Source organism: Streptomyces sp. NPDC085900, from assembly GCF_044540925.1.
GTDB lineage: Bacteria > Actinomycetota > Actinomycetes > Streptomycetales > Streptomycetaceae > Streptomyces > Streptomyces gilvifuscus.
In genome coordinates, this window is sequence record NZ_JBITSP010000013.1 from 1 (window position 1) to 18,796 (window position 18,796).

19 protein-coding genes and 1 riboswitch are annotated in these 18,796 nt (G+C 70.2%); of the genes, 15 read left to right on the top strand and 4 right to left on the bottom strand.

From position 1 onward, the window contains the following. The 3 genes from ACIGDI_RS34925 to ACIGDI_RS34935 form a co-directional block, all read left to right on the top strand. On the top strand, nt 1–761 hold a 761-nt coding region (locus ACIGDI_RS34925), incomplete at its 5' end, for a cbb3-type cytochrome c oxidase subunit I (protein WP_399905340.1). Next, entirely contained in the window at nt 758–1,156 is a 399-nt protein-coding gene (locus ACIGDI_RS34930) for a cytochrome c oxidase subunit 4 (protein ID WP_200698914.1), read from the top strand. The genes ACIGDI_RS34925 and ACIGDI_RS34930, both read left to right, overlap by 4 nt. Before the next feature lie 132 nt (nt 1,157–1,288). Beyond that, entirely contained in the window at nt 1,289–2,548 is a 1,260-nt protein-coding gene (locus ACIGDI_RS34935) for an Ig-like domain-containing protein (RefSeq protein WP_399905343.1), read from the top strand. A 14-nt stretch (nt 2,549–2,562) separates the two neighbouring features. On the opposite strand, the gene ACIGDI_RS34940 is transcribed toward ACIGDI_RS34935, so the two are convergent. Next, nucleotides 2,563–2,967 (bottom strand): hypothetical protein, encoded by a 405-nt coding sequence (locus ACIGDI_RS34940; RefSeq protein ID WP_399905346.1) that lies wholly within the window; start codon nt 2,965–2,967, stop codon nt 2,563–2,565. Between the two features lie 145 nt (nt 2,968–3,112). Between ACIGDI_RS34940 and ACIGDI_RS34945 the strand changes: the two genes are divergently transcribed. From ACIGDI_RS34945 to ACIGDI_RS34970, 6 genes are all read left to right on the top strand, one after another. Beyond that, the gene (locus ACIGDI_RS34945; RefSeq protein ID WP_200698917.1) at nt 3,113–3,733 is read left to right on the top strand and encodes a heme-copper oxidase subunit III; all 621 of its coding nucleotides are present in this window, start codon (nt 3,113–3,115) and stop codon (nt 3,731–3,733) included. Between the two features lie 79 nt (nt 3,734–3,812). Beyond that, nucleotides 3,813–4,622: a c-type cytochrome gene (locus ACIGDI_RS34950; protein WP_399905349.1), complete on the top strand. Its 810-nt coding sequence runs from the start codon at nt 3,813–3,815 to the stop codon at nt 4,620–4,622. Then, nucleotides 4,619–5,674 (top strand): ubiquinol-cytochrome c reductase iron-sulfur subunit, encoded by a 1,056-nt coding sequence (locus ACIGDI_RS34955; protein ID WP_200698919.1) that lies wholly within the window; start codon nt 4,619–4,621, stop codon nt 5,672–5,674. The genes ACIGDI_RS34950 and ACIGDI_RS34955 overlap by 4 nt, the downstream gene beginning before the upstream one ends. Continuing rightward, entirely contained in the window at nt 5,671–7,305 is a 1,635-nt protein-coding gene (locus tag ACIGDI_RS34960) for a cytochrome bc complex cytochrome b subunit (RefSeq protein ID WP_200698920.1), read from the top strand. The genes ACIGDI_RS34955 and ACIGDI_RS34960 overlap by 4 nt, the downstream gene beginning before the upstream one ends. Nucleotides 7,306–7,445: 140 nt before the next feature. Then, a complete protein-coding gene (gene trpD / locus ACIGDI_RS34965; RefSeq protein WP_399905353.1) occupies nt 7,446–8,510 on the top strand; it encodes an anthranilate phosphoribosyltransferase in 1,065 nt (354 codons plus the stop codon). A gap of 77 nt (nt 8,511–8,587) precedes the next feature. Next, nucleotides 8,588–8,704: riboswitch (SAM riboswitch) on the top strand. Nucleotides 8,705–8,841: 137 nt separating this feature from the next. Beyond that, the gene (locus tag ACIGDI_RS34970; RefSeq protein WP_399905356.1) at nt 8,842–10,203 is read left to right on the top strand and encodes an aminotransferase class V-fold PLP-dependent enzyme; all 1,362 of its coding nucleotides are present in this window, start codon (nt 8,842–8,844) and stop codon (nt 10,201–10,203) included. A 24-nt stretch (nt 10,204–10,227) separates the two neighbouring features. Here ACIGDI_RS34970 and ACIGDI_RS34975 read toward each other — a convergent pair whose 3' ends face one another. Both ACIGDI_RS34975 and ACIGDI_RS34980 read right to left on the bottom strand, forming a co-directional pair. Then, nucleotides 10,228–10,509, bottom strand: a complete 282-nt coding sequence (locus ACIGDI_RS34975; protein WP_399905359.1) for an Lrp/AsnC family transcriptional regulator — start codon at nt 10,507–10,509, stop codon at nt 10,228–10,230. Continuing rightward, a complete protein-coding gene (locus ACIGDI_RS34980) occupies nt 10,506–11,240 on the bottom strand; it encodes a rhomboid family intramembrane serine protease (RefSeq protein WP_399905362.1) in 735 nt (244 codons plus the stop codon). Before ACIGDI_RS34980 ends, ACIGDI_RS34975 begins: the two co-directional genes overlap by 4 nt. 155 nt (nt 11,241–11,395) lie before the next feature. On the opposite strand from ACIGDI_RS34980, the gene ACIGDI_RS34985 reads away from it, so the two are divergent. The 5 genes from ACIGDI_RS34985 to ACIGDI_RS35005 all read left to right on the top strand — a co-directional run bounded on the left by ACIGDI_RS34985 (nt 11,396) and on the right by ACIGDI_RS35005 (nt 16,726). After that, the gene (locus ACIGDI_RS34985) at nt 11,396–11,635 is read left to right on the top strand and encodes a hypothetical protein (protein WP_009309707.1); all 240 of its coding nucleotides are present in this window, start codon (nt 11,396–11,398) and stop codon (nt 11,633–11,635) included. 35 nt (nt 11,636–11,670) lie between these two features. Further along, a complete protein-coding gene (locus tag ACIGDI_RS34990) occupies nt 11,671–13,014 on the top strand; it encodes an NYN domain-containing protein (RefSeq protein ID WP_399905365.1) in 1,344 nt (447 codons plus the stop codon). A 210-nt stretch (nt 13,015–13,224) separates the two neighbouring features. After that, a complete protein-coding gene (locus ACIGDI_RS34995) occupies nt 13,225–14,259 on the top strand; it encodes an NlpC/P60 family protein (RefSeq protein WP_390629332.1) in 1,035 nt (344 codons plus the stop codon). A gap of 227 nt (nt 14,260–14,486) precedes the next feature. Then, entirely contained in the window at nt 14,487–15,503 is a 1,017-nt protein-coding gene (locus ACIGDI_RS35000) for an NlpC/P60 family protein (RefSeq protein ID WP_399905368.1), read from the top strand. 32 nt (nt 15,504–15,535) lie between these two features. Then, nucleotides 15,536–16,726, top strand: coding sequence for a hypothetical protein (locus ACIGDI_RS35005; protein ID WP_399905371.1), 1,191 nt, complete (start codon nt 15,536–15,538; stop codon nt 16,724–16,726). Between the two features lie 12 nt (nt 16,727–16,738). On the opposite strand, the gene ACIGDI_RS35010 is transcribed toward ACIGDI_RS35005, so the two are convergent. Continuing rightward, the gene (locus ACIGDI_RS35010) at nt 16,739–17,269 is read right to left on the bottom strand and encodes a PadR family transcriptional regulator (protein WP_399905374.1); all 531 of its coding nucleotides are present in this window, start codon (nt 17,267–17,269) and stop codon (nt 16,739–16,741) included. 91 nt (nt 17,270–17,360) lie between these two features. Between ACIGDI_RS35010 and ACIGDI_RS35015 the strand changes: the two genes are divergently transcribed. Next, complete coding sequence (locus tag ACIGDI_RS35015) at nt 17,361–18,740, top strand: MATE family efflux transporter (RefSeq protein ID WP_399905377.1); 1,380 nt, start codon at nt 17,361–17,363, stop codon at nt 18,738–18,740. Nucleotides 18,741–18,796 lie beyond the last annotated feature (56 nt).

The following is an 18,796-nucleotide window of genomic DNA, read 5'->3' on the forward strand; positions in this document are numbered from 1 at the left end:
TGCTGCCGTTCTTCTCGTTCATGACGTTCCTCATCGCGGTCCCGACCGGTGTGAAGTTCTTCAACTGGATCGGCACGATGTGGAAGGGGTCCCTGTCCTTCGAGACCCCGATGCTGTGGGCGACCGGCTTCCTCATCACCTTCACCTTCGGCGGCCTGACCGGCGTCATCCTGGCCTCGCCGCCGATGGACTTCCACGTGTCCGACTCGTACTTCGTGGTGGCGCACTTCCACTACGTCGTCTTCGGCACCGTCGTCTTCGCGATGTTCTCCGGCTTCCACTTCTGGTGGCCGAAGATGACCGGCAAGATGCTCGACGAGCGCCTCGGCAAGATCACGTTCTGGACGCTGTTCATCGGCTTCCACACCACGTTCCTGGTGCAGCACTGGCTGGGCGCGGAGGGCATGCCCCGTCGTTACGCCGACTACCTGGCGGCCGACGGCTTCACCGCCCTGAACACGGTCTCGACGATCGGCTCGTTCCTGCTCGGCATGTCGATCCTGCCGTTCCTCTACAACGTGTGGAAGACCGCCAAGTACGGCAAGCCGGTCGGCGTCGACGACCCGTGGGGCTACGGCCGTTCGCTGGAGTGGGCGACGTCCTGCCCGCCCCCGCGGCACAACTTCCTCACCCTGCCGCGGATCCGCAGCGAATCCCCGGCGTTCGACCTTCACCACCCGGAGATCGCCGCTCTCGACCAGCTCGAGAACGCGCCTCACGGTGAGAAGGCTCTGGCTGGTGGCAAGGAGGCCGGCAAGTGAAGATCCAGGGCAAGATGTTCATGTGGCTGAGCGTCTTCCTGCTCGTCATGGCGGTCGTCTATGGCGTGTGGTCGAAGGAGCCGGCCGGCACCACGGCCCTTTTCCTGGCCTTCGGTCTGAGCATCATGGTCGGCTTCTACCTGGGCTTCACGGCCCGGCGGGTCGACGTGGGCGCGCAGGACAACAAGGAGGCCGACGTCGCGGACGACGCCGGCGAGGTCGGGTTCTTCAGCCCGCACAGCTGGCAGCCGCTCGCCCTCGGCGTGGGCGGTGCGCTGGCCTTCCTGTCGGTCGCGATCGGCTGGTGGCTGCTGTACTTCTCGGCGCCGATCATCATGGTCGGCCTGTACGGCTGGGTCTTCGAGTACTACCGCGGTGAGAACCGCACCCAGTAGCACGCGAAGAACGCGTCAGGAGCCCGGACACTCCGTCAGGAGCGTCCGGGCTCCTTCGTTTGCAGCAATACCGTTCCCCCGTACGCCTCACCCGGCGCGCCGTGCTCGACCCCGCTCCCTAGCGTCGAGGTCATGAACACATCTCCGCGCACCCGCACCGTCTGCAGCTGCACGCTGCTGGTGATCGCCCTCGGCGCGGGCGTCACCGCTTGCGGCAGCGGCGGCAACCCGCTGACCTCGAAGCCGTACGACGCGTCGGACGAGATCTCCTTCAACGGGCCCTCCGGCGACCGGAAGAAGGCCGACCCGGACAAGCCCCTGGAGGTCACCACCGACGGCGACGGCCGCATCACCGACGTCACCGCCGTGGACGCCACAGGGCGCTATGTGACGGGCGAACTCTCCGCCGACGGCACCCGGTGGCACAGCACCTCCCCGCTGGCCGCCAACGCCCACTACACGGTCCGCGTGAGCACCGAGGACGACGACGGGGCACCCGGCCGCAAGGTCCTCGCCTTCGACACCAGCCGGCCGACGACCAAGAAGCGGCTGACGGTCGCCTTCGGACCCGACTCGGGCACGTACGGGGTGGGCCAGCCCATCACCGCCAAGCTGAACAAGCCGGTCGCGGACAAGGCGCAGCGGGCCGTCGTCGAACGGGCCCTCAGGGTCGACTCCGTGCCCGCCGTGCAGGGCGCCTGGCACTGGGTGGACGACAAGGAGCTCCACTACCGCCCGAAGGACTACTGGCCCGCCCACGCCACCGTCTCGGTCAAGAGCGACCTCGACGGCGTCAAGATCGGCGACCGGCTGTGGGGCGCGAAGTCCAAGCCCCTGAAGCTCACCATCGGCGACCGCGTCATCGCCGTGACGGACGCCTCGTCGCACTCCCTGACGTTCTACAAGAACGATGAGGTGGTCAAGCAGATCCCGGTCACCACCGGCAAGCCCGGCTTCGACACCCGCAACGGCGTCAAGGTGGTGCTGGAGAAGCAACAGTACGTACGTATGCGCGGTACCACCGTGGGCATCGCCGAGGGCTCGGCGGACTCCTACGACCTGCCCGTGTACTACGCCACGCGCGTCACCTGGAGCGGCGAGTACGTGCACGCCGCCCCCTGGTCGGTGGGCTCCCAGGGCTACGCGAACGTCTCCCACGGCTGCACCGGCATGAGCACCGACAACGCCGAGTGGTTCTTCGACCACGTCCGCGAGGGCGACGTCGTCAAGGTCGTCAACTCCGAGGGCGACACGATGGAGCCCTTCGGCAACGGCTTCGGCGACTGGAACCTGGCCTGGACGAGCTGGCGCAAGGGCAGCGCGCTGGTCGCCGGGACACCGGACGGGCCGAGCCCGGCCGAGCGGGCCCGGCTGCGGCCGGAGAACGTTTGAGGAGGACCGGTTTCCTACGCGCTCTGCCGAAGGCTCCTGCCGCGCATCAGGGAGGCCAGGGCGGAGGCGAACTCCACGGGATCCACCGGCAGCGTCACCGCCGCGTCCGCGCGGCTCCACGTGGCCAGCCAGGCGTCCTGCGGCCGGCCGATCAGCAGCAGCACCGGCGGGCAGTCGAAGACCTCGTCCTTGATCTGCCGGCACAGGCCCATGCCGCCCATCGGCACGGCCTCGCCGTCCAGGACGCAGACGTCGATGCCGCCCTTGTCCAGCTCCGTGATGACGGCGGCCGGGGTCGCGCACTCCACGAACTCCACCACCGGGACGTCCGGCGCGGGCCTGCGCCCGGTCGCCAGCCGAACCTGCTCGCGAGTGTTGGAGTCGTCGCTGTAGACCAGCACCGTGGCGGTCGGCTGCATTGTTCCTCCGAGACGTCTGCGTCGTACGGAAAGGCCCGTTGCGGCGGATGTTACTCCGTTCAACACCACGTCAACACCGGTATCGACGGGAGCAACACTCCGAACGGCACCCCCCGGAGTGAGGGCGGGATAAGCGACCGACATAATGTCGGTCGTGGCGACAGCAACGACAGTAGAAACCGGGCACGCGCACCCGTCGGTCAACCGGCCGAACCTCACCAGCGTCGGAACCATCATCTGGCTGAGTTCCGAGCTGATGTTCTTCGCGGCCCTCTTCGCGATGTACTTCACCCTTCGATCGGTGACCGGTCCGGATCACTGGAAGGAGATGGCGAGCCATCTCAACCTTCCGTTCTCCGCGACCAACACCACGATCCTGGTGCTCTCCTCCCTGACCTGTCAGCTCGGCGTCTTCGCCGCCGAGCGCGGGGACGTGAAGAAGCTCCGGGGCTGGTTCATCATCACCTTCGTCATGGGTGCGATCTTCATCGGCGGTCAGATCTACGAGTACACGGAGCTGGTGAAGAAGGACGGGCTCTCCCTGTCCTCCGACCCGTACGGCTCGGTGTTCTACCTGACCACCGGCTTCCACGGCATGCACGTGACAGGCGGCCTCATCGCCTTCCTGTTCGTCCTCGGCCGCACCTACGCGGCCAGGAGGTTCACCCACGAGCAGGCGACCGCGGCCATCGTCGTGTCCTACTACTGGCACTTCGTCGATGTCGTGTGGATCGGCCTCTTCGCCACGATCTACCTGATCAAGTAGCCGGGCCCGTCCCGCGTGCGCCCGCGCGGCGCACAACCCAAAAGCATCGACGCAGAAGATCCTGACACCGGGGTAATCCGTGAAAAAGCTCTCCGCACGACGACGCCATCCGTTGGCGGCGCTCGTCGTCCTACTCCTCGCGCTGGCATGCACCGGGGGGCTGTACGCCGTGTTCGCGCCCGCGAGCAAGGCGCAGGCCGATGACACCGCCCAGTCCCTTGCCATCGACGAGGGCAAGAAGCTCTACTCCGTGGGCTGCGCAAGCTGCCACGGAACCGGCGGTCAGGGCACCACCGACGGTCCGAGCCTGGTGGGTGTGGGCGCCGCGGCCGTCGACTTCCAGGTCGGCACCGGCCGTATGCCGGCCCAGCAGCCGGGCGCGCAGGTCCCGAAGAAGAAGGTCATCTACACGCAGGCCGAGATCGACCAGCTCGCCGCGTACATCTCCTCCCTGGGCGCCGGCCCGTCCGTCCCGACGAAGGCGCAGTACGGCCCCGACGGTGCCGACATCGCCAAGGGCGGCGAGCTGTTCCGCACCAACTGCGCGCAGTGCCACAACTTCACCGGCAAGGGTGGTGCGCTCACGCACGGCAAGTTCGCGCCGAGCCTCGAGGGTGTCGCGCCGAAGCACATCTACGAGGCCATGCAGACCGGCCCGCAGAACATGCCGTCGTTCCCCGACACCACGCTGTCGGAGCAGAACAAGAAGGACATCATCGCGTACCTGAACGCGGTCAACGGAGACGACACCGAGAGCCCCGGCGGCCTTGAGCTGGGCGGTCTGGGCCCGGTCTCCGAGGGCCTGTTCGCCTGGATCTTCGGACTCGGCGCGCTGATCGCGGTCGCCGTCTGGGTCGCCGCTCGGACCGCAAAGGCCAAGAAGTCATGAGTAGCCAAGACATTCCAGAAGAGAACCTGCCCGCTGAGCAGGACGCGCACGGCGCCGTAGGCATCGCGGACGAGAAGGACCCGTTCGCCGACCCCGGTCTGCCGCCCCACGAGCACCGGATCCAGGACATCGACGAGCGGGCCGCCAGGCGGTCCGAGCGCACGGTGGCCATGCTGTTCACGGTCTCGATGCTGGCCACGATCGGCTTCATCGCCTCCTACGTGGCGATCCCGCACGACAAGGCCATCTACGTCTTCCCGATCGGCCACATCAACGCGCTGAACTTCGCGCTCGGCCTGACCCTCGGTCTGGCCCTGTTCGCGATCGGCGCGGGCGCGGTCCACTGGGCCCGCACCCTGATGTCCGACGTGGAGATCGCCGACGAGCGGCACCCGATCGAGGCCTCGCCCGAGGTCAAGGCCAAGGTCATGGCCGACTTCAAGCAGGGCGCCAAGGAGTCCGCGCTCGGCCGTCGCAAGCTGATCCGCAACACGATGTTCGGCGCGCTGGCCCTGTTCCCGCTCTCCGGCGTCATGCTGCTGCGCGACCTCGGTCCGCTGCCGGGCACCAAGCTCCGCCACACGCTCTGGTCCAAGGGCAAGCTCCTCGTCAACATGAACACCAACGAGCCGCTGCGTCCCTCCGACGTCGCGGTCGGCTCGCTCACCTTCGCCAAGCCCGAGGGCCTGGAGGAGAAGGACGAGAACTTCCAGACCGAGATCGCCAAGGCGGCCCTGATGATCGTCCGGCTGCAGCCGGAGAACATCAAGGACAAGCAGGAGCTCGACTGGTCGTACCAGGGCATCGTCGCGTACTCGAAGATCTGCACCCACGTCGGTTGCCCGATCTCCCTGTACGAGCAGCAGACGCACCACGTGCTGTGCCCCTGCCACCAGTCCACCTTCGACCTCTCCGACGGTGCCCGGGTGATCTTCGGCCCCGCCGGTCACGCCCTGCCGCAGCTGCGCATCGGCGTGAACAGTGACGGTTACCTCGAAGCGCTCGGCGACTTCGAGGAGCCCGTCGGTCCTGCCTTCTGGGAGCGCGGATGAGCACCAACCAAAACAACGAGGCCCGGCGCGGCAAAGCGCCGGCGGGCGAGCGCGTCGCCGACTGGGCCGACGGCCGTCTGGGGATCTACTCCCTGGCCAAGAGCAACATGCGCAAGATCTTCCCCGACCACTGGTCGTTCATGTTGGGCGAAGTGTGCATGTACAGCTTCATCATCATCATCCTCACGGGTGTGTACCTGACGCTGTTCTTCCACCCGTCGATGAACGAGGTGGAGTACCACGGCAGCTACATCCCGCTGCAGGGCCAGATGATGTCCGAGGCGTTCAACTCGACCCTGCACATCTCCTTCGACGTGCGCGGTGGTCTGCTGATCCGGCAGATCCACCACTGGGCCGCGCTGATCTTCCTCGCGGGCATGTTCGTGCACATGATGCGCGTGTTCTTCACCGGCGCGTTCCGCAAGCCGCGTGAGGTCAACTGGCTGTTCGGCTTCCTGCTGTTCGTCCTGGGCATGTTCACCGGCTTCACCGGTTACTCGCTCCCGGACGACCTGCTCTCCGGCACCGGTGTCCGCTTCATGGAGGGCGCGATCCTGTCCGTGCCGGTCGTCGGCACGTACCTGTCGTTCTTCCTCTTCGGCGGCGAGTTCCCGGGCGGCGACTTCGTGGCCCGCTTCTACTCGATCCACATCCTGCTGCTGCCGGGCATCATGCTCGGCCTGATGGTGGCGCACCTGATCCTGGTCTTCTACCACAAGCACACGCAGTTCGCGGGTCCCGGAAAGACGAACAACAACGTCGTCGGCATGCCCCTGCTGCCGGTGTACATGGCGAAGGCCGGCGGCTTCTTCTTCCTGGTCTTCGGCGTCATCGCGGCCATCGCGGCGATCGCCTCGATCAACCCGATCTGGGCCATGGGCCCCTACCGTCCGGACCAGGTGTCGACCGGCGCCCAGCCCGACTGGTACATGGGCTTCTCCGAGGGCCTGATCCGTGTGATGCCGGGCTGGGAGATCAACCTCTGGGGCCACACGCTCGTCCTGGGCGTGTTCATCCCGCTGGTGATCTTCCCGCTGGTCCTGGTCTCGATCGCGGTCTACCCGTTCATCGAGGCCTGGGTCACCGGCGACCGCCGGGAGCACCACATCCTGGACCGTCCGCGCAACGCCCCGACGCGTACCGCCTTCGGTGCGGCGTGGATCGCCTGGTACTTCGTGCTGCTCGTCGGTGGTGGCAACGACCTGTGGGCCACGCACTTCCACCTGTCGATCAACGCGATCACCTGGTTCGTCCGGTGTGCGTTCTTCGTCGTGCCGGTGCTGACCTTCGTCGCCACCAAGCGGATCTGCCTCGGCCTGCAGCGCCGGGACAAGGACAAGGTGCTGCACGGTCGCGAGTCCGGCATCATCAAGCGCCTGCCGCACGGTGAGTTCATCGAGGTGCACGAGCCGCTCAGCCAGGAGGCGCTGCACACCCTCACGGCGCACGACCAGTACAAGCCGCTCGAGCTCGGCCCGGCGGTCGACGAGAACGGCGTCGAGCGCAAGGTGAAGGGCTCCCAGAAGCTGCGCGCCAAGCTCAGCGAGGCGTACTACGGCGAGGAGTCCCAGATCCCGAAGCCGACCGTCGAGGAGTACAAGGAGATCACGAGCGGCCACGGCCACCACTGATCGCTGCGCTCGCCACGCGCACCCGAAGGGCCCCCGTCCGATCTTCGGACGGGGGCCCTTCGCGGTGCCCCGGCCTGGATAGGGTGGGGCACACACTGCGTTACGTACACGACACGTCTACGACCATCAGGAGCGGCCCCATGAGCGCTGTGACCCCCGCTGGAGGCGACACCGCGGCGGGCCGTTCCTGGCCCCTGCTGCTGAACGGCCTGCTGACCGGCAAGGACCTGTCCACCGACGACACCGCCTGGGCGATGGACCTCATGATGCGCGGCGAGGCGACCGACGCGCAGATCGCCGGCTTCGTGGTGGCGATGCGGGCCAAGGGCGAGACGGTCGAGGAGATCAACGGCCTGGTCCGCACGATGTACGAACACGCGAACGTCATCGAGGTGCCGGGCCCGACCGTGGACATCGTCGGCACCGGCGGCGACGGCGCGAAGACGGTGAACATCTCCACGATGTCGTCGATCGTCGTCGCGGGCACCGGTGCGCGGGTGGTCAAGCACGGCAACCGGGCCGCCTCCTCGGCCTCCGGGGCGTCCGACGTCCTGGAGAAGCTGGGCGTCAACCTGGAGCTGCCCGTGAAGCGGGTTCCCGAGGTGGCCCAGGAGGCCGGGATCACCTTCTGCTTCGCCATCAAGTTCCATCCGGCGCTGCGTCATGTGGGCGCCGCCCGCGGCCAGTTGGGTATCCGCACGGTCTTCAACGCGCTCGGCCCGCTGACCAACCCCGCGAAGGTGCGGGCGCAGGCGGTGGGTGTGGCCGATCCGCGCATGGCGCCGATCGTGGCCGGCGTCTTCGCCGAGCGTGGCAACTCCTCCCTGGTCTTCCGTGGCGACGACGGCCTCGACGAGCTGACGACGACGGCCACCTCGCGCGTCTGGATCGTCCGGGACGGCAAGGTCACCGAGGAGTCCTTCGACCCCCGTGACGTCGGCCTCGACCTGGTGCCGGTGGAGGCGCTGCGGGGCGGGGACCCGTCGTACAACGCGGAGGTCGCCCGGCGGCTCCTGGACGGCGAGACGGGCCCCGTGCGGGACGCCGTCCTGCTGAACTCGGCGGCCGCCCTGGTGGCCCTCGAGCCGACGGAGGCCTCCCTGGCCGACCAGTTGAGGGCCGGCATGGCGAAGGCCGCCGAGTCCATCGACTCCGGTGCGGCCAAGCGGGCGCTGGAGCGCTGGGTGGCGGCCAGCAACGCGTAGGGAGTGCGTCGAGCGCGGTCCCGTCATCCGGACGCGGGTTGCGGGACCGCGATCACTTCACGTACGTTCCTGTACCAGGTCATGAGTGACAGTCATGAGGCCCCGGCCGACTGTCCGGCAACCCTCCGTCCGTGGCGGGGTGCCCCGGGTGAAGACCAGGCCGTAGGCAGCGAGGTCTGCGGCAAGCGCGGATCCCTCACGAGCCGGGGATCCTGGTCGTCGAGGAGTCTTCCGTGAGCAAGCGAATGCGATAGGGCCGCAGAGCCCCGCCTCCGCGCACCCCTTTTCTCTTTCCGGCCCGCACGCGCGCGCCCTTTCACGGGAGTTCCCCATGTCTGTCTCCACCGCTGCCTCCGCCCAGACCGTTTGTGCCCCTCTGCCCGTTCTGGGCAGGGATGTCACCGTCCCGCTCGTCACCGGTGGCGAGGTGACCTACGCGGCGCTCGACTACGCGGCCAGCGCGCCCGCCCTGCAGCGCGTCTGGGACGACGTCGCGGCCTACGCCCCGTACTACGGCAGCGTCCACCGCGGTGCCGGCTACCTCTCCCAGCTGTCCACCGACCTCTTCGAGAACGCCCGCACGACGGTCGCCGAGTTCCTCGACTGCCGCGCGGACGACCAGCTGGTCTTCACCCGCTCGACGACGGACTCCCTCAACCTCCTCGCCCGCGCCCTGCCCGCCGGCTGCCAGGTCTTCGTCTTCGAGACCGAGCACCACGCGAGCCTGCTGCCCTGGCAGGACGCCTCGGTCACCTACCTCGACGCCCCGCGCACCCCGGCACAGGCCGTGGCGACCCTGGAGCGCGCCCTCGCCGAGCGCGACCCCCACGGCCCGGCCCTGGTCTGCGTCACCGGCGCCTCGAACGTCACCGGCGAGCTGTGGCCGGTGCGCGAGCTGGCCTCGGCGGCCCACGCGCACGGCGCCCGGATCGTCCTGGACGCCGCCCAGCTCGCCCCGCACCACCCCGTCTCCGTCCGTGACCTGGACGTCGACTGGGTCGCCTTCTCCGGCCACAAGCTGTACGCCCCCTTCGGGGCCGGGGTCCTGGCCGGCCGCGCCGACTGGCTGCGTGCGGCCGACCCCTACCTCGCGGGCGGCGGCGCCAGCCGCAAGGTCACCCGCCGCGAGGACGGGGGAGTGGACGTGGAGTGGCACGAGAGCGCGGCCCGCCACGAGGCCGGCTCCCCGAACGTCATCGGCGCCTACGCCGTCGCGTCGGCCTGCAAGGCCCTCACGGAGGCCGGCTTCGACACCCTGGTGGCCCGCGAGCGGTACCTGATCGGCAAGGTGCGTGCGGGGCTGGCCGAGGTCCCGCAGGTGAAGGTGCTGTCCCTCTTCGGCGACGACGCCGACCGGGTCGGCGTCATCTCCTTCGTCGTCGAGGGCTGGAACAGCTCCCACTTCGCCGCCGCCCTCTCCGCCGAGTACGGCATCGGCGTCCGCGACGGCCTCTTCTGCGCCCACCCGCTGGTCCGCACCCTGCTCGGCTCCGACCCGCAGACCCAGGGCGAGTGCGGCGCCCCCGAGGCCGCGCCGGGCGAGAAGTCCCTGAACGCGATTCGGGTCAGCTTCGGCGCGGGCACCCCGGACGAGCACGTCGAGCGCTTCGTCGGCGCCGTGAAGGAGCTGGTGAGCGCCGGCGCGAAGTGGACCTACCGGACTGAGGACGGCCGCTGCGTGCCGGCGGTCTGACCGGACGGGGTCAGGAGGCGGCGCTCAGGAGTCGAGACCGATCGCGAACGCCGCCTCCAGGTCGTGCTGGGAGTAGGTGCGGAACGCGACATGCGTGTCCGTGGCCTCGACGCCGGGGATCTTGCTGATCGAACCCGGGATGACCTCCGCCAGGTCCTCGTGCCGCCGCACCCGCACCATCGCGATCAGGTCGTAGGTACCGGTCACGGAGAAGACCTCGCTGACGGAGTCCAGCGCGGCGATCCGCTCCGCGATCTCGGGGATCCGGTCCACACTGGTCTTGATCAGGACGATCGCGGTGATCACGGCTGGTTCTCTCCCTCGGGTGCCGGAGCTGGGGCGGCCTTCACTTTAGTCGTACGGCGGAAACCCGCCCACGCGCAGACGAAGCCCAGCCCGAAGCCCACCAGGTGGGCCAGGTAGGCCACCCCCGGCCCCTCCGGCGCCCGCCCCGCCGCCAGCCACTGCAGGCTCGCCCAGAACGGCAGCACGACCCACGCGGGGAAGCGCAGCGGGAGGAAGAAGAGGAACGGGAGCAGACTTGTGACCCTGGCCCCGGGGAAGAGGTACAGAAAGGCGCCCAGGACCGCTGAGACCGCCCCGGACGCGCCGACCAGCGACTGCCCGGACGCGGAATTGGCCGCCGCGTACCCCAGCAGGGCCAGGTAGCCGCAGCCGACGTAGAAGACGGTGAACCGCACGCGGCCCATGCGTTCCTCGGTCATCACTCCGAAGACGAACAGGAAGAGCATGTTGCCCAGCAGGTGCACCCAGCTGCCGTGGACGAAGAGGGCCGTAGCGGGGGTCAGGGCGGCCCGGGGAGAGCCCGCGAAGAGCTCGGCGGGCACCACGCCCCAGCGGTGGAAATAGGCGCGCTGTGCGGCGAGCAGCGCGTCGCCGGAGCCGTAGGCGGGATTCAGCCCCGCCGCCGGACCGGTCACGAAGACCAGGCAGCACAGCGCGATCAGCGCGTATGTCACGGGCGCCGAGGGACGCCGGATCGATCTGCTGACGGTCGCGCTCCAGGTGCCGATCATGAACACAGAGCATGACGTAACAGGACGCAGCCGCCCAGACCGCCTCGCCGCCGTGGACGGACCAGCGGCAGGTTGCCGCCAGGCCGTAGGGTTACGGCCACACGCTCCAGGGAAACTGGCGCGTCACGGACACTAGAAGGAAGAGCACAGTCACGATGACGGTTCCCCTGCCGACCGCCACGACGCGGTGGCGCTGCACCCTCTGCGGCAACCTCACGCGCTTCGACGTGACCCGCTCGTCGAAGGTCGTCGAGTACGTCCACCTCGACCTCGCCGGTGAGCCGAAGGTCGAGGAGCGCGAGGTGGTCAGTGAGACCATCGAGTCGGTCCGCTGCCGCTGGTGCAACGCCGTGGATCAGGTGGAACTCGTGGACAGGCCGGGCGCCGACTCCTGACGGGAGCGGCCCGTACAGGTGATGGGGTGTGACGGATGGTGGAGACACAAGGCGGGGGGCCGGGGGACGGCGCCGCCGAGGTGCTCGACCGTCCGCTGCCCGACGGGGTGCGCCGCAGAGTCGTACAGATCGTCTCCGACGGGTTCGGCGGGCTGACCGTCGCGGAACTGCCCGCCCAGCTCAGGCAGTACGCCCGGTTCGCCCCGAACCGGCGGACCAAGTTCGCGGGCAACGCCATGGCGGCCGCGCTGGAGACCGATCCGCTGTTCCGGCAGCGCATCGGGGAGAAGCTGAGAGAGGCCCAGCCGGAGCTCTCCGGCGCCCTCGACTCCGGCTCGCCGCCCCCGGCCGCGGATCCGCTCGACGTGGCGGCCGCGGCCTATGTTCTGCGCCCCACGGGCTGGGTGAAGCTGGTGACCGCGGCCGGCGAGGAGGCCCAGCGGGCCGACGCCGAGCGCGCCGACGAGGAGAGCCGCGCCGAGCTCGAGCGGCTGCGCGAGGAGCTCGCCGCCGCCCGCGATCAGACGCGCGCCGAGACCGAGCGGCTGCGCCTGGAGCTGGAGGCCGCCAAGAAGGAAGCGGAATCGCTTCACCGCAAGCTGCGCGCCGCCCTCAGTGACGTCAAGCGCGGCGAGGCCGCCCTGCGCAAGGTCCAGGGCGAGATCGAGGCCGTGCGCTCCGAGGGGCAGGCGCAGGTGTCCCTCGCCGAGACCGAGAGCCGGCGGCTCAAGGCGCGACTCGGGGAGGCGGAGGCCGCCCTGGAGGCCACGCGCAAAGCAGCGCGGGAGGGGCGCAGTGTCGAGGACATGCGCGTCCGTCTGCTTCTGGACACCGTTCTGGACGCGGCGCAGGGTCTCAGGCGTGAACTGGCCCTGCCTCCGGTGTCCGTGAGACCCGCGGAAACCGTGGATGCGGTCGAACCGGGACGAATGACCCCGAAGGACATCGCCGCGCGCGCCCTGTCCGAGCACGATCCGGCCGTTCTCGACCAGCTGCTGGCCCTGCCGCAGGCGCACTTGGTGGTCGACGGCTACAACGTGACCAAGACCGGCTATCCCCAGATGCCGCTGGAGAAGCAGCGCCTGAGGCTGCTGGGGCAGCTCTCCCAGCTCGCCGCGCAGACCGGCGCCGAGGTCACCTGCGTCTTCGACGGGGCCGAGCTGGCCGCTCCGGTGCTGCTCGCGCCACCGCGGGGCGTGCGGGTGCTGTTCTCCAAACCGGGCGTCACGGCCGACGAGTTGATCCGGCAGCTGGTGCGCGCCGAGCCGCCGGGGCGGCCGGTCATCGTCGCCTCCACCGACCGGGAGGTCGCCGACGGGGTGGCCCGGGCGGGCGCCCGGCCGGTCGCGTCTGCCATGCTTCTGCGGCGGCTGTCCTGAAGGTCGAAGTTGCGGGCTCAATGACCGAATTGGCGGTATCGTCACGCAACGTAGTGTCAACCGCGCATCACTGCATGTGAGTTGTGTGTAAAGAATGCATGCCGTGACGAGATTTTGCTCCTGAGGATTTGAACTGATCACGAGTAGGTCACTAGGGTCTGGCCTCGAACCTCCGAGCGGGTGATCACTCAAAAGAAGGAGTTCACCTCCGTGGCGTCCCACCGTCGACCCAAGCAGCCGAGCCGAGCGCGTGTGACCGTGCTCACCACAGCAGCCGCTGCAGCCGTTGCCTTCAGCGCGAACGCCGCCAACGCGGCGCCGAGCGAGAAGCCCTCCAAGGACGAGGTCAAGGCGAAGGTCGACAAGCTCTACGAGCAGGCCGAGCAGGCCACCGAGAAGCTCAACGGCGCCAAGGAGAAGCAGGAGAAGCTCCAGAAGGAGATCTCCACCATCCAGGACAACGTGGCGCGCGGCCAGGAGGAGCTCAACGAGCTCCGCGACTCCATAGGCCTGGCGGCCGCCGCGCAGTACCGCACCGGCAGCATCGACTCCTCCGTCCAGCTGTTCCTGTCGTCGAACCCCGACGACTACCTGGACAAGGCGTCCACCATGGACCAGCTCAGCGCCCAGCAGGTCGAGGCGCTGAAGAAGATCCAGGAGAAGCAGCGCGAGCTCGCGCAGCAGCGCGCCGAGGCCTCCGACAAGCTCAAGGACCTCGCCGACACGCGCGCCGCGTTCGCCGCCCAGAAGAAGGACGTCCAGGGCAAGCTCGCCCAGGCGCAGAAGCTGCTCAACTCCCTGACCGCCGCCCAGCGTGCCGCCCTCGCCGCCGCGGACCAGCGGGCCAGCCGCAGCGCGAGCGAGCGGGTGGACCTCGGCAACTCGACCTCCGCCTCCAACTGGGCCTCCGCCGCCTTCCACGCCGCGCAGACCCAGATCGGCAAGCCCTACTCTTACGGCGCCACCGGCACCGCCGCCTACGACTGCTCGGGCCTGACCTCCTGGGCCTACGCCCAGGCCGGCGTCACCATCCCCCGCACCTCGCAGGCACAGGCGAACGCGGGCACGAGGATCTACAGCCAGAGCCAGCTCAAGGTCGGCGACCTCGTGCTCTTCTACAGCGACCTGCACCACGTCGGCCTCTACGCCGGCAACGGCATGGTGCTGCACGCCCCCCGCACCGGCACCAACGTGCGCTACGAGTCGATCGGCAACATGCCGTTCCAGTTCGGCGTCCGGATCTGACGCCGGTTCCCCGTCGACCCGGTCACAACACGACCCCCGAACGGGCGAATTACGACAACTTGCGCTGACCCCACGCCCCGCCGATGACCTGCGTCAGAGGCGGGGCGTCACTGTGTGTTGCCGCTGGGGTCTTTGGCCGGGGCCCTTCCGCGGGGCTACTGTCTGCCGCGTTTCCCCGCCACGGCGGAGAGGCAGTTCCTGTCGCCAACGGAAGGAGCGCGGGTCGCGTGGGGTCCCATCGCCGCCTTGCACCGTCGTCCGGGTTCAACCGGGGCGCCGGCGCCGCCCTGTGTGTGCTGTCCGCCGCGGCCGCCGCCCTCGGGGCCGTGCCGGCGAACGCCGCGCCGCACGGCGACACCAAGGCCGAGGTGGACCGTCTCTACGAGGAGGCCGAGAAGGCCACCCAGGCCTACGACAAGGCCGACGAGACCGTCGACACCCTGCGCCGCGAGGTGCGCGACGCCCAGGACCAGATCGCCCGCCGCCAGCTGCGCGTCAACTCCATGCGGGAGACGCTCGGTTCGCTGGCCGGCGCCCAGTACCGCTCCGGCGGCATCGACCCGACCGTCGCCCTGCTCTTCTCCGACGACCCGGCCGACTACCTCGACAAGGCCTCCGTCCTCGACCGGATCAGCTCCCGCCAGGCCGGCCAGCTCAAGGAGCTGCAGTCCGCGATGCGCGAACTCGCCCAGGAGCGCGCGGAGGCCGCCGGCAAGCTCGCCGAACTGGAGCGCAGCCGCAAGGCGGTCATCTTGCACAAGAGGACCGTCGAGCACAAGCTCGCCAGGGCCCGCGAACTGCTCAACTCCCTGCCGTACGCGGAGCGCGCCGCCTACGACCGGGCCTCCCGCTCCGGCCGCGACGACATCCCCGACCTCAGCGGTGTCGTCCCGCCCGACAGCCGGGCGGCGGCCGCCATCGCCGCGGCCCGCTCCGCACTCGGCAAGCCCTACGTCTGGGGCGCCACCGGCCCCTCCGGCTTCGACTGCTCGGGCCTGATGCAGTGGTCGTACGCGCACGCCGGTGTCCATCTGCCGCGCACCTCGCAGGAGCAGCGGTACGCCGGACACCAGGTCCCGCTCTCCCAGGCGCAACCCGGTGACCTGGTCGTCTACCGGTCCGACGCCAGCCATGTGGCGATGTACGTGGGCAACGGTCAGGTGATCCACGCGCCCTATCCGGGCGCCCCCGTGCGCTACGACCCCGTCAACATGATGCCGGTGTCGTCCGTCACCAGGGTCTGACCTCGGCGCCGAATCCGCCTTACGATCGGGAAGTGGCTGGTCGTGGGCGGGTGTCGAGGTGGCGGGCGGTGGCGCTCGTGCTGCTGCTCGTGTGGCTGGCGGCCTGCGCCGGGCAGTCGGCCGGCGACAGCGGCCGGGCCGACCTGCAGCGCGTCCTGGACCGGCGGTCCACCGCCGTCCTCGACCGCGACCGCGCGGCCTTCCTGAGGACGGGCGCGCTCGGCTGGTTCGAGAACCTGCGCGGGGTGCCGCTGGCCTCCTGGTCGTACCGGGTGACCGGCCTGCACCGCAGGGGCGACGAGGCCACCGCCGACGCCGAGTTGCGCTACCGGATCCTCGGTTACGACAACGCCCCCGTCACCGTGGGCCGCACCCTCACCCTGTCCCGGCGGCCGGGCGGGCAGTGGTCCGTGAGCGCGGACGTGCCCGCCACGAAGGCCCCCCAGCAGCTGTGGGACCAGGGCCCGGTGACGGTCGTACGGGGAAAGCGCAGCCTCGTCCTGGGCACCGGCTCCTCCAGCGAGCAGCTGCACATGTACGCGGACCTCGCGGACCACGCCGTACCGGCGGTGTCGGGGGCGTGGGGCACCGACTGGACGCGGCACGTCGTCGTCGAGGCGCCGAAGTCGCTGCAGGGCATGGCGGGGCTGCTCGGCTCGCCCGCCTCCCAGTACCGGGGGATCGCTGCGGTCACCACGGGCGAGGTGGGCGGCCCGCCGAGCGCCCCCGCGGACCGCGTCATCGTCAACCCGGACGCGTACGCCCTCCTCGGCCCCCTCGGCAAGCAGGTCGTGCTCACCCACGAGACCACCCATGTCGCCACCCGCGCCCACACCACCCCCGCCACGCCGCTGTGGCTGTCCGAGGGGTACGCCGACTGGATCGGCTACCTCGGCACCGGCCGCACCCCGGGCCAGGCGGCGCCCGAGCTGGCGCACGCGGTCGACGACGGGCGGCTGCCGTCGGCGCTGCCGACCGACAAGGACTTCGGCTTCAGCGGCGACGCGACGAAGCTCGCCCAGGCCTACGAGGGCGGCTGGCTGGCCTGCCGGCTGATCGCCGCCCGGTGGGGCGAGGCGCGGCTCGGGGAGTTCTACCGCGCGGTCGGCGACCACAAGGTGCGGGCGGGGTCGGTCGAGGGCGCGATGAAGAAGGTGCTCGGGACGACGCCGGAGAAGTTCACCGAGCAGTGGCGGGACTATCTGCGGGTGGAACTCGGCTGAGCCGGGGCTGCCTCAACCGCCCTGCTCCAGGCGGTCGATGGCCTCCCGCAGCCAGGCCCGCTCGGCCTCGCCGGTGGCCCGCGCCACCCGCAGCATGCCCTCCCGGAAGATGTCGCCCGACTCCTCCGCGCGCACCGGCCTGCCGCCGTCGTAGAAGAAGCTGGACGGGGTCTCGAGGAACTCCAGCCGGCGGCGCAGGACGGCCGCCTGCTCGTGCGGGTCGGGCAGGTGGCGCAGGAACGCCAGGTGGGTGTTGAAGCGGACGTGGTCGGTGATCTCCGCCTGCTTGGGGTGGCGCAGGCGTTCCAGCAGATCCTCACGGCCCTTCCCGGTGAGGGAGAGCATGCGGCGCGGGGCCGCGCTCGCGCCAGGCTCGGTGTGCTGGTCGAGCTTGCCGGCGGCGACCAGCCGGGTGAGGGCCGGGTAGAGGGCGCCGTCGCTGACCGGGCGGACGTGGCCGCTGAGCGCCTTGATGCGCTCCTTCAACTCGTAGCCGTGCAGCGGCTGTTCGGCCAGGAAGCCGAGGATCGACAGCTCCAGCAACGTTCTTCCCTCCTTGCGGGCGCGATGACGCCATGATACCTCTTATCGAGCTACCTCTAATCGAGGTAGCTCGTTTCGAGGGGGTCGTCTCATGAACGCTCATCGCCGGCAGCTCGTCACGCTCGCCCGCCCGGTCTACTTCTCGCTCCTCGCCACGGTCGCCGCCGGGATCATCAACACGGTCTGGGTCTCCCGGCTCGGCGGGGCCGCCGTGGCCGCCGTGGCCGTCGCGACCAACACCGAGAACGTGCTGCTCGGCGTCTCGCTGGTGTTCGCCTCCGGCACGACCGTGCTGGTCGCCCACGCCAGGGGCGCCCGGGACCCGGGGGCGGTGCGGGCCGCCGTGCGCGGCGGCTGGGCGCTGTGCGCGGTGGTGACGCCGGCGGTCGTGGTGGCCGGGCTGCTGCTGCGCGAGCCGCTGGCCCGGCTGGTGCTGGGCGGGGGCGACGGCGCGGCCGTCCCGCTCGCCGTGGCCTACTTCGCGATCTCCCTGCCGGGCATCGCCGTCTTCTTCGCGCAGAACCTCCTCGACGGCATCCTCAAGGGCGCCGGTGACACCAGGACCCCGATGCGGCTGGCGCTGCTCGCCAACGGGCTGATCCTGGTCTGCGACCCGTTCCTGATCCAGCTGTACGGGGTGCGGGGCGCCGCCGCCTCGACGGTGCTGTGCCGGTGCGTGGCGCTGGGGGCGGGGCTGGTCGTGCTGCGGCGCAACCCCCTGCTGCGCGACTCCGCGGCGGCCCGGCCCGCCGAGGGGACCGGCAGGGCACTGCGCCGGACGCTCAGAACCGGGCTGCCGATGTCCGCCGACTTCACCGTCCGGCAGGGCGGGGCGCTGGTGCTGGTCGCCGTCGTGGCGCGGCTCGGGGTGACGGCGGTGGCCGCCTACGCGATCGCGTACAAGGTCATGTACGTCGCCACCATGGCGTTCTACTCCGTGCGGCAGGCGGCGTCGATCCACACCGCCCACACGCGGGGAGCGGGCCGGGACGAGCGGCGGGCCATCGGCCGGGAGGCCGTGCTGCTCTCCGGGGCGGTCGCGGTGGCGGCCGTCGCGCTGCTGGGTGTCGCGGGGCCCTGGGTCATGGCCGCCTTCGGCGCCGGGCCCGAGGTCGCGCACGCCGGGGTGCTGTTCCTGCGCTGCGTCGGGCCGTACCTGCTGCTGATGGCCTGCTTCATCGCGCTGGGCGGGGTCTTCGAGGGCAGCGGGGGAGCGCCGGTGCTGCTGCGCGTGACGCTGCTCGGCACGGCACTGCAACTCCCGCTCGCCTACGGGCTGTCCGGGCTCGGCCTGCCCGGCGTGTGCCTGGCGCTGGCGCTCGCGATGGCGGTGCAGTGCGCGGTGGCCGGCACGCTGTTCGTGCGGGCCGCACGGCGCCTCGGGGACGGATCCGGGCGACTGCGAGGACCCTCTTCCGGCCGGGTCGAACCGGGGGAGCCGGCGGCACCCTCGCATGGGGCCCCCGCGTGACGGGGACGGCTGTGGCCTCGGCGCGAGAACGCGCCGGAGCCCGTGCGCCGATCCGT

Excerpts from the sequence above, each read along its gene's own strand:
- ACIGDI_RS34990 (WP_399905365.1), top strand. The coding sequence starts at position 11,671 with ATGGTGGAGACACAAGGCGGGGGGCCGGGGGACGGCGCCGCCGAGGTG.
- ACIGDI_RS34955 (WP_200698919.1), top strand. The coding sequence starts at position 4,619 with ATGAGTAGCCAAGACATTCCAGAAGAGAACCTGCCCGCTGAGCAGGAC.
- ACIGDI_RS34935 (WP_399905343.1), top strand. The coding sequence starts at position 1,289 with ATGAACACATCTCCGCGCACCCGCACCGTCTGCAGCTGCACGCTGCTG.
- ACIGDI_RS34945 (WP_200698917.1), top strand. The coding sequence starts at position 3,113 with ATGTCGGTCGTGGCGACAGCAACGACAGTAGAAACCGGGCACGCGCAC.
- ACIGDI_RS34940 (WP_399905346.1), bottom strand. The coding sequence starts at position 2,967 with ATGCAGCCGACCGCCACGGTGCTGGTCTACAGCGACGACTCCAACACT.
- ACIGDI_RS35015 (WP_399905377.1), top strand. The coding sequence starts at position 17,361 with ATGAACGCTCATCGCCGGCAGCTCGTCACGCTCGCCCGCCCGGTCTAC.
- ACIGDI_RS34960 (WP_200698920.1), top strand. The coding sequence starts at position 5,671 with ATGAGCACCAACCAAAACAACGAGGCCCGGCGCGGCAAAGCGCCGGCG.
- ACIGDI_RS34980 (WP_399905362.1), bottom strand. The coding sequence starts at position 11,240 with ATGATCGGCACCTGGAGCGCGACCGTCAGCAGATCGATCCGGCGTCCC.
- ACIGDI_RS34970 (WP_399905356.1), top strand. The coding sequence starts at position 8,842 with ATGTCTGTCTCCACCGCTGCCTCCGCCCAGACCGTTTGTGCCCCTCTG.
- trpD (WP_399905353.1), top strand. The coding sequence starts at position 7,446 with ATGAGCGCTGTGACCCCCGCTGGAGGCGACACCGCGGCGGGCCGTTCC.
- ACIGDI_RS34985 (WP_009309707.1), top strand. The coding sequence starts at position 11,396 with ATGACGGTTCCCCTGCCGACCGCCACGACGCGGTGGCGCTGCACCCTC.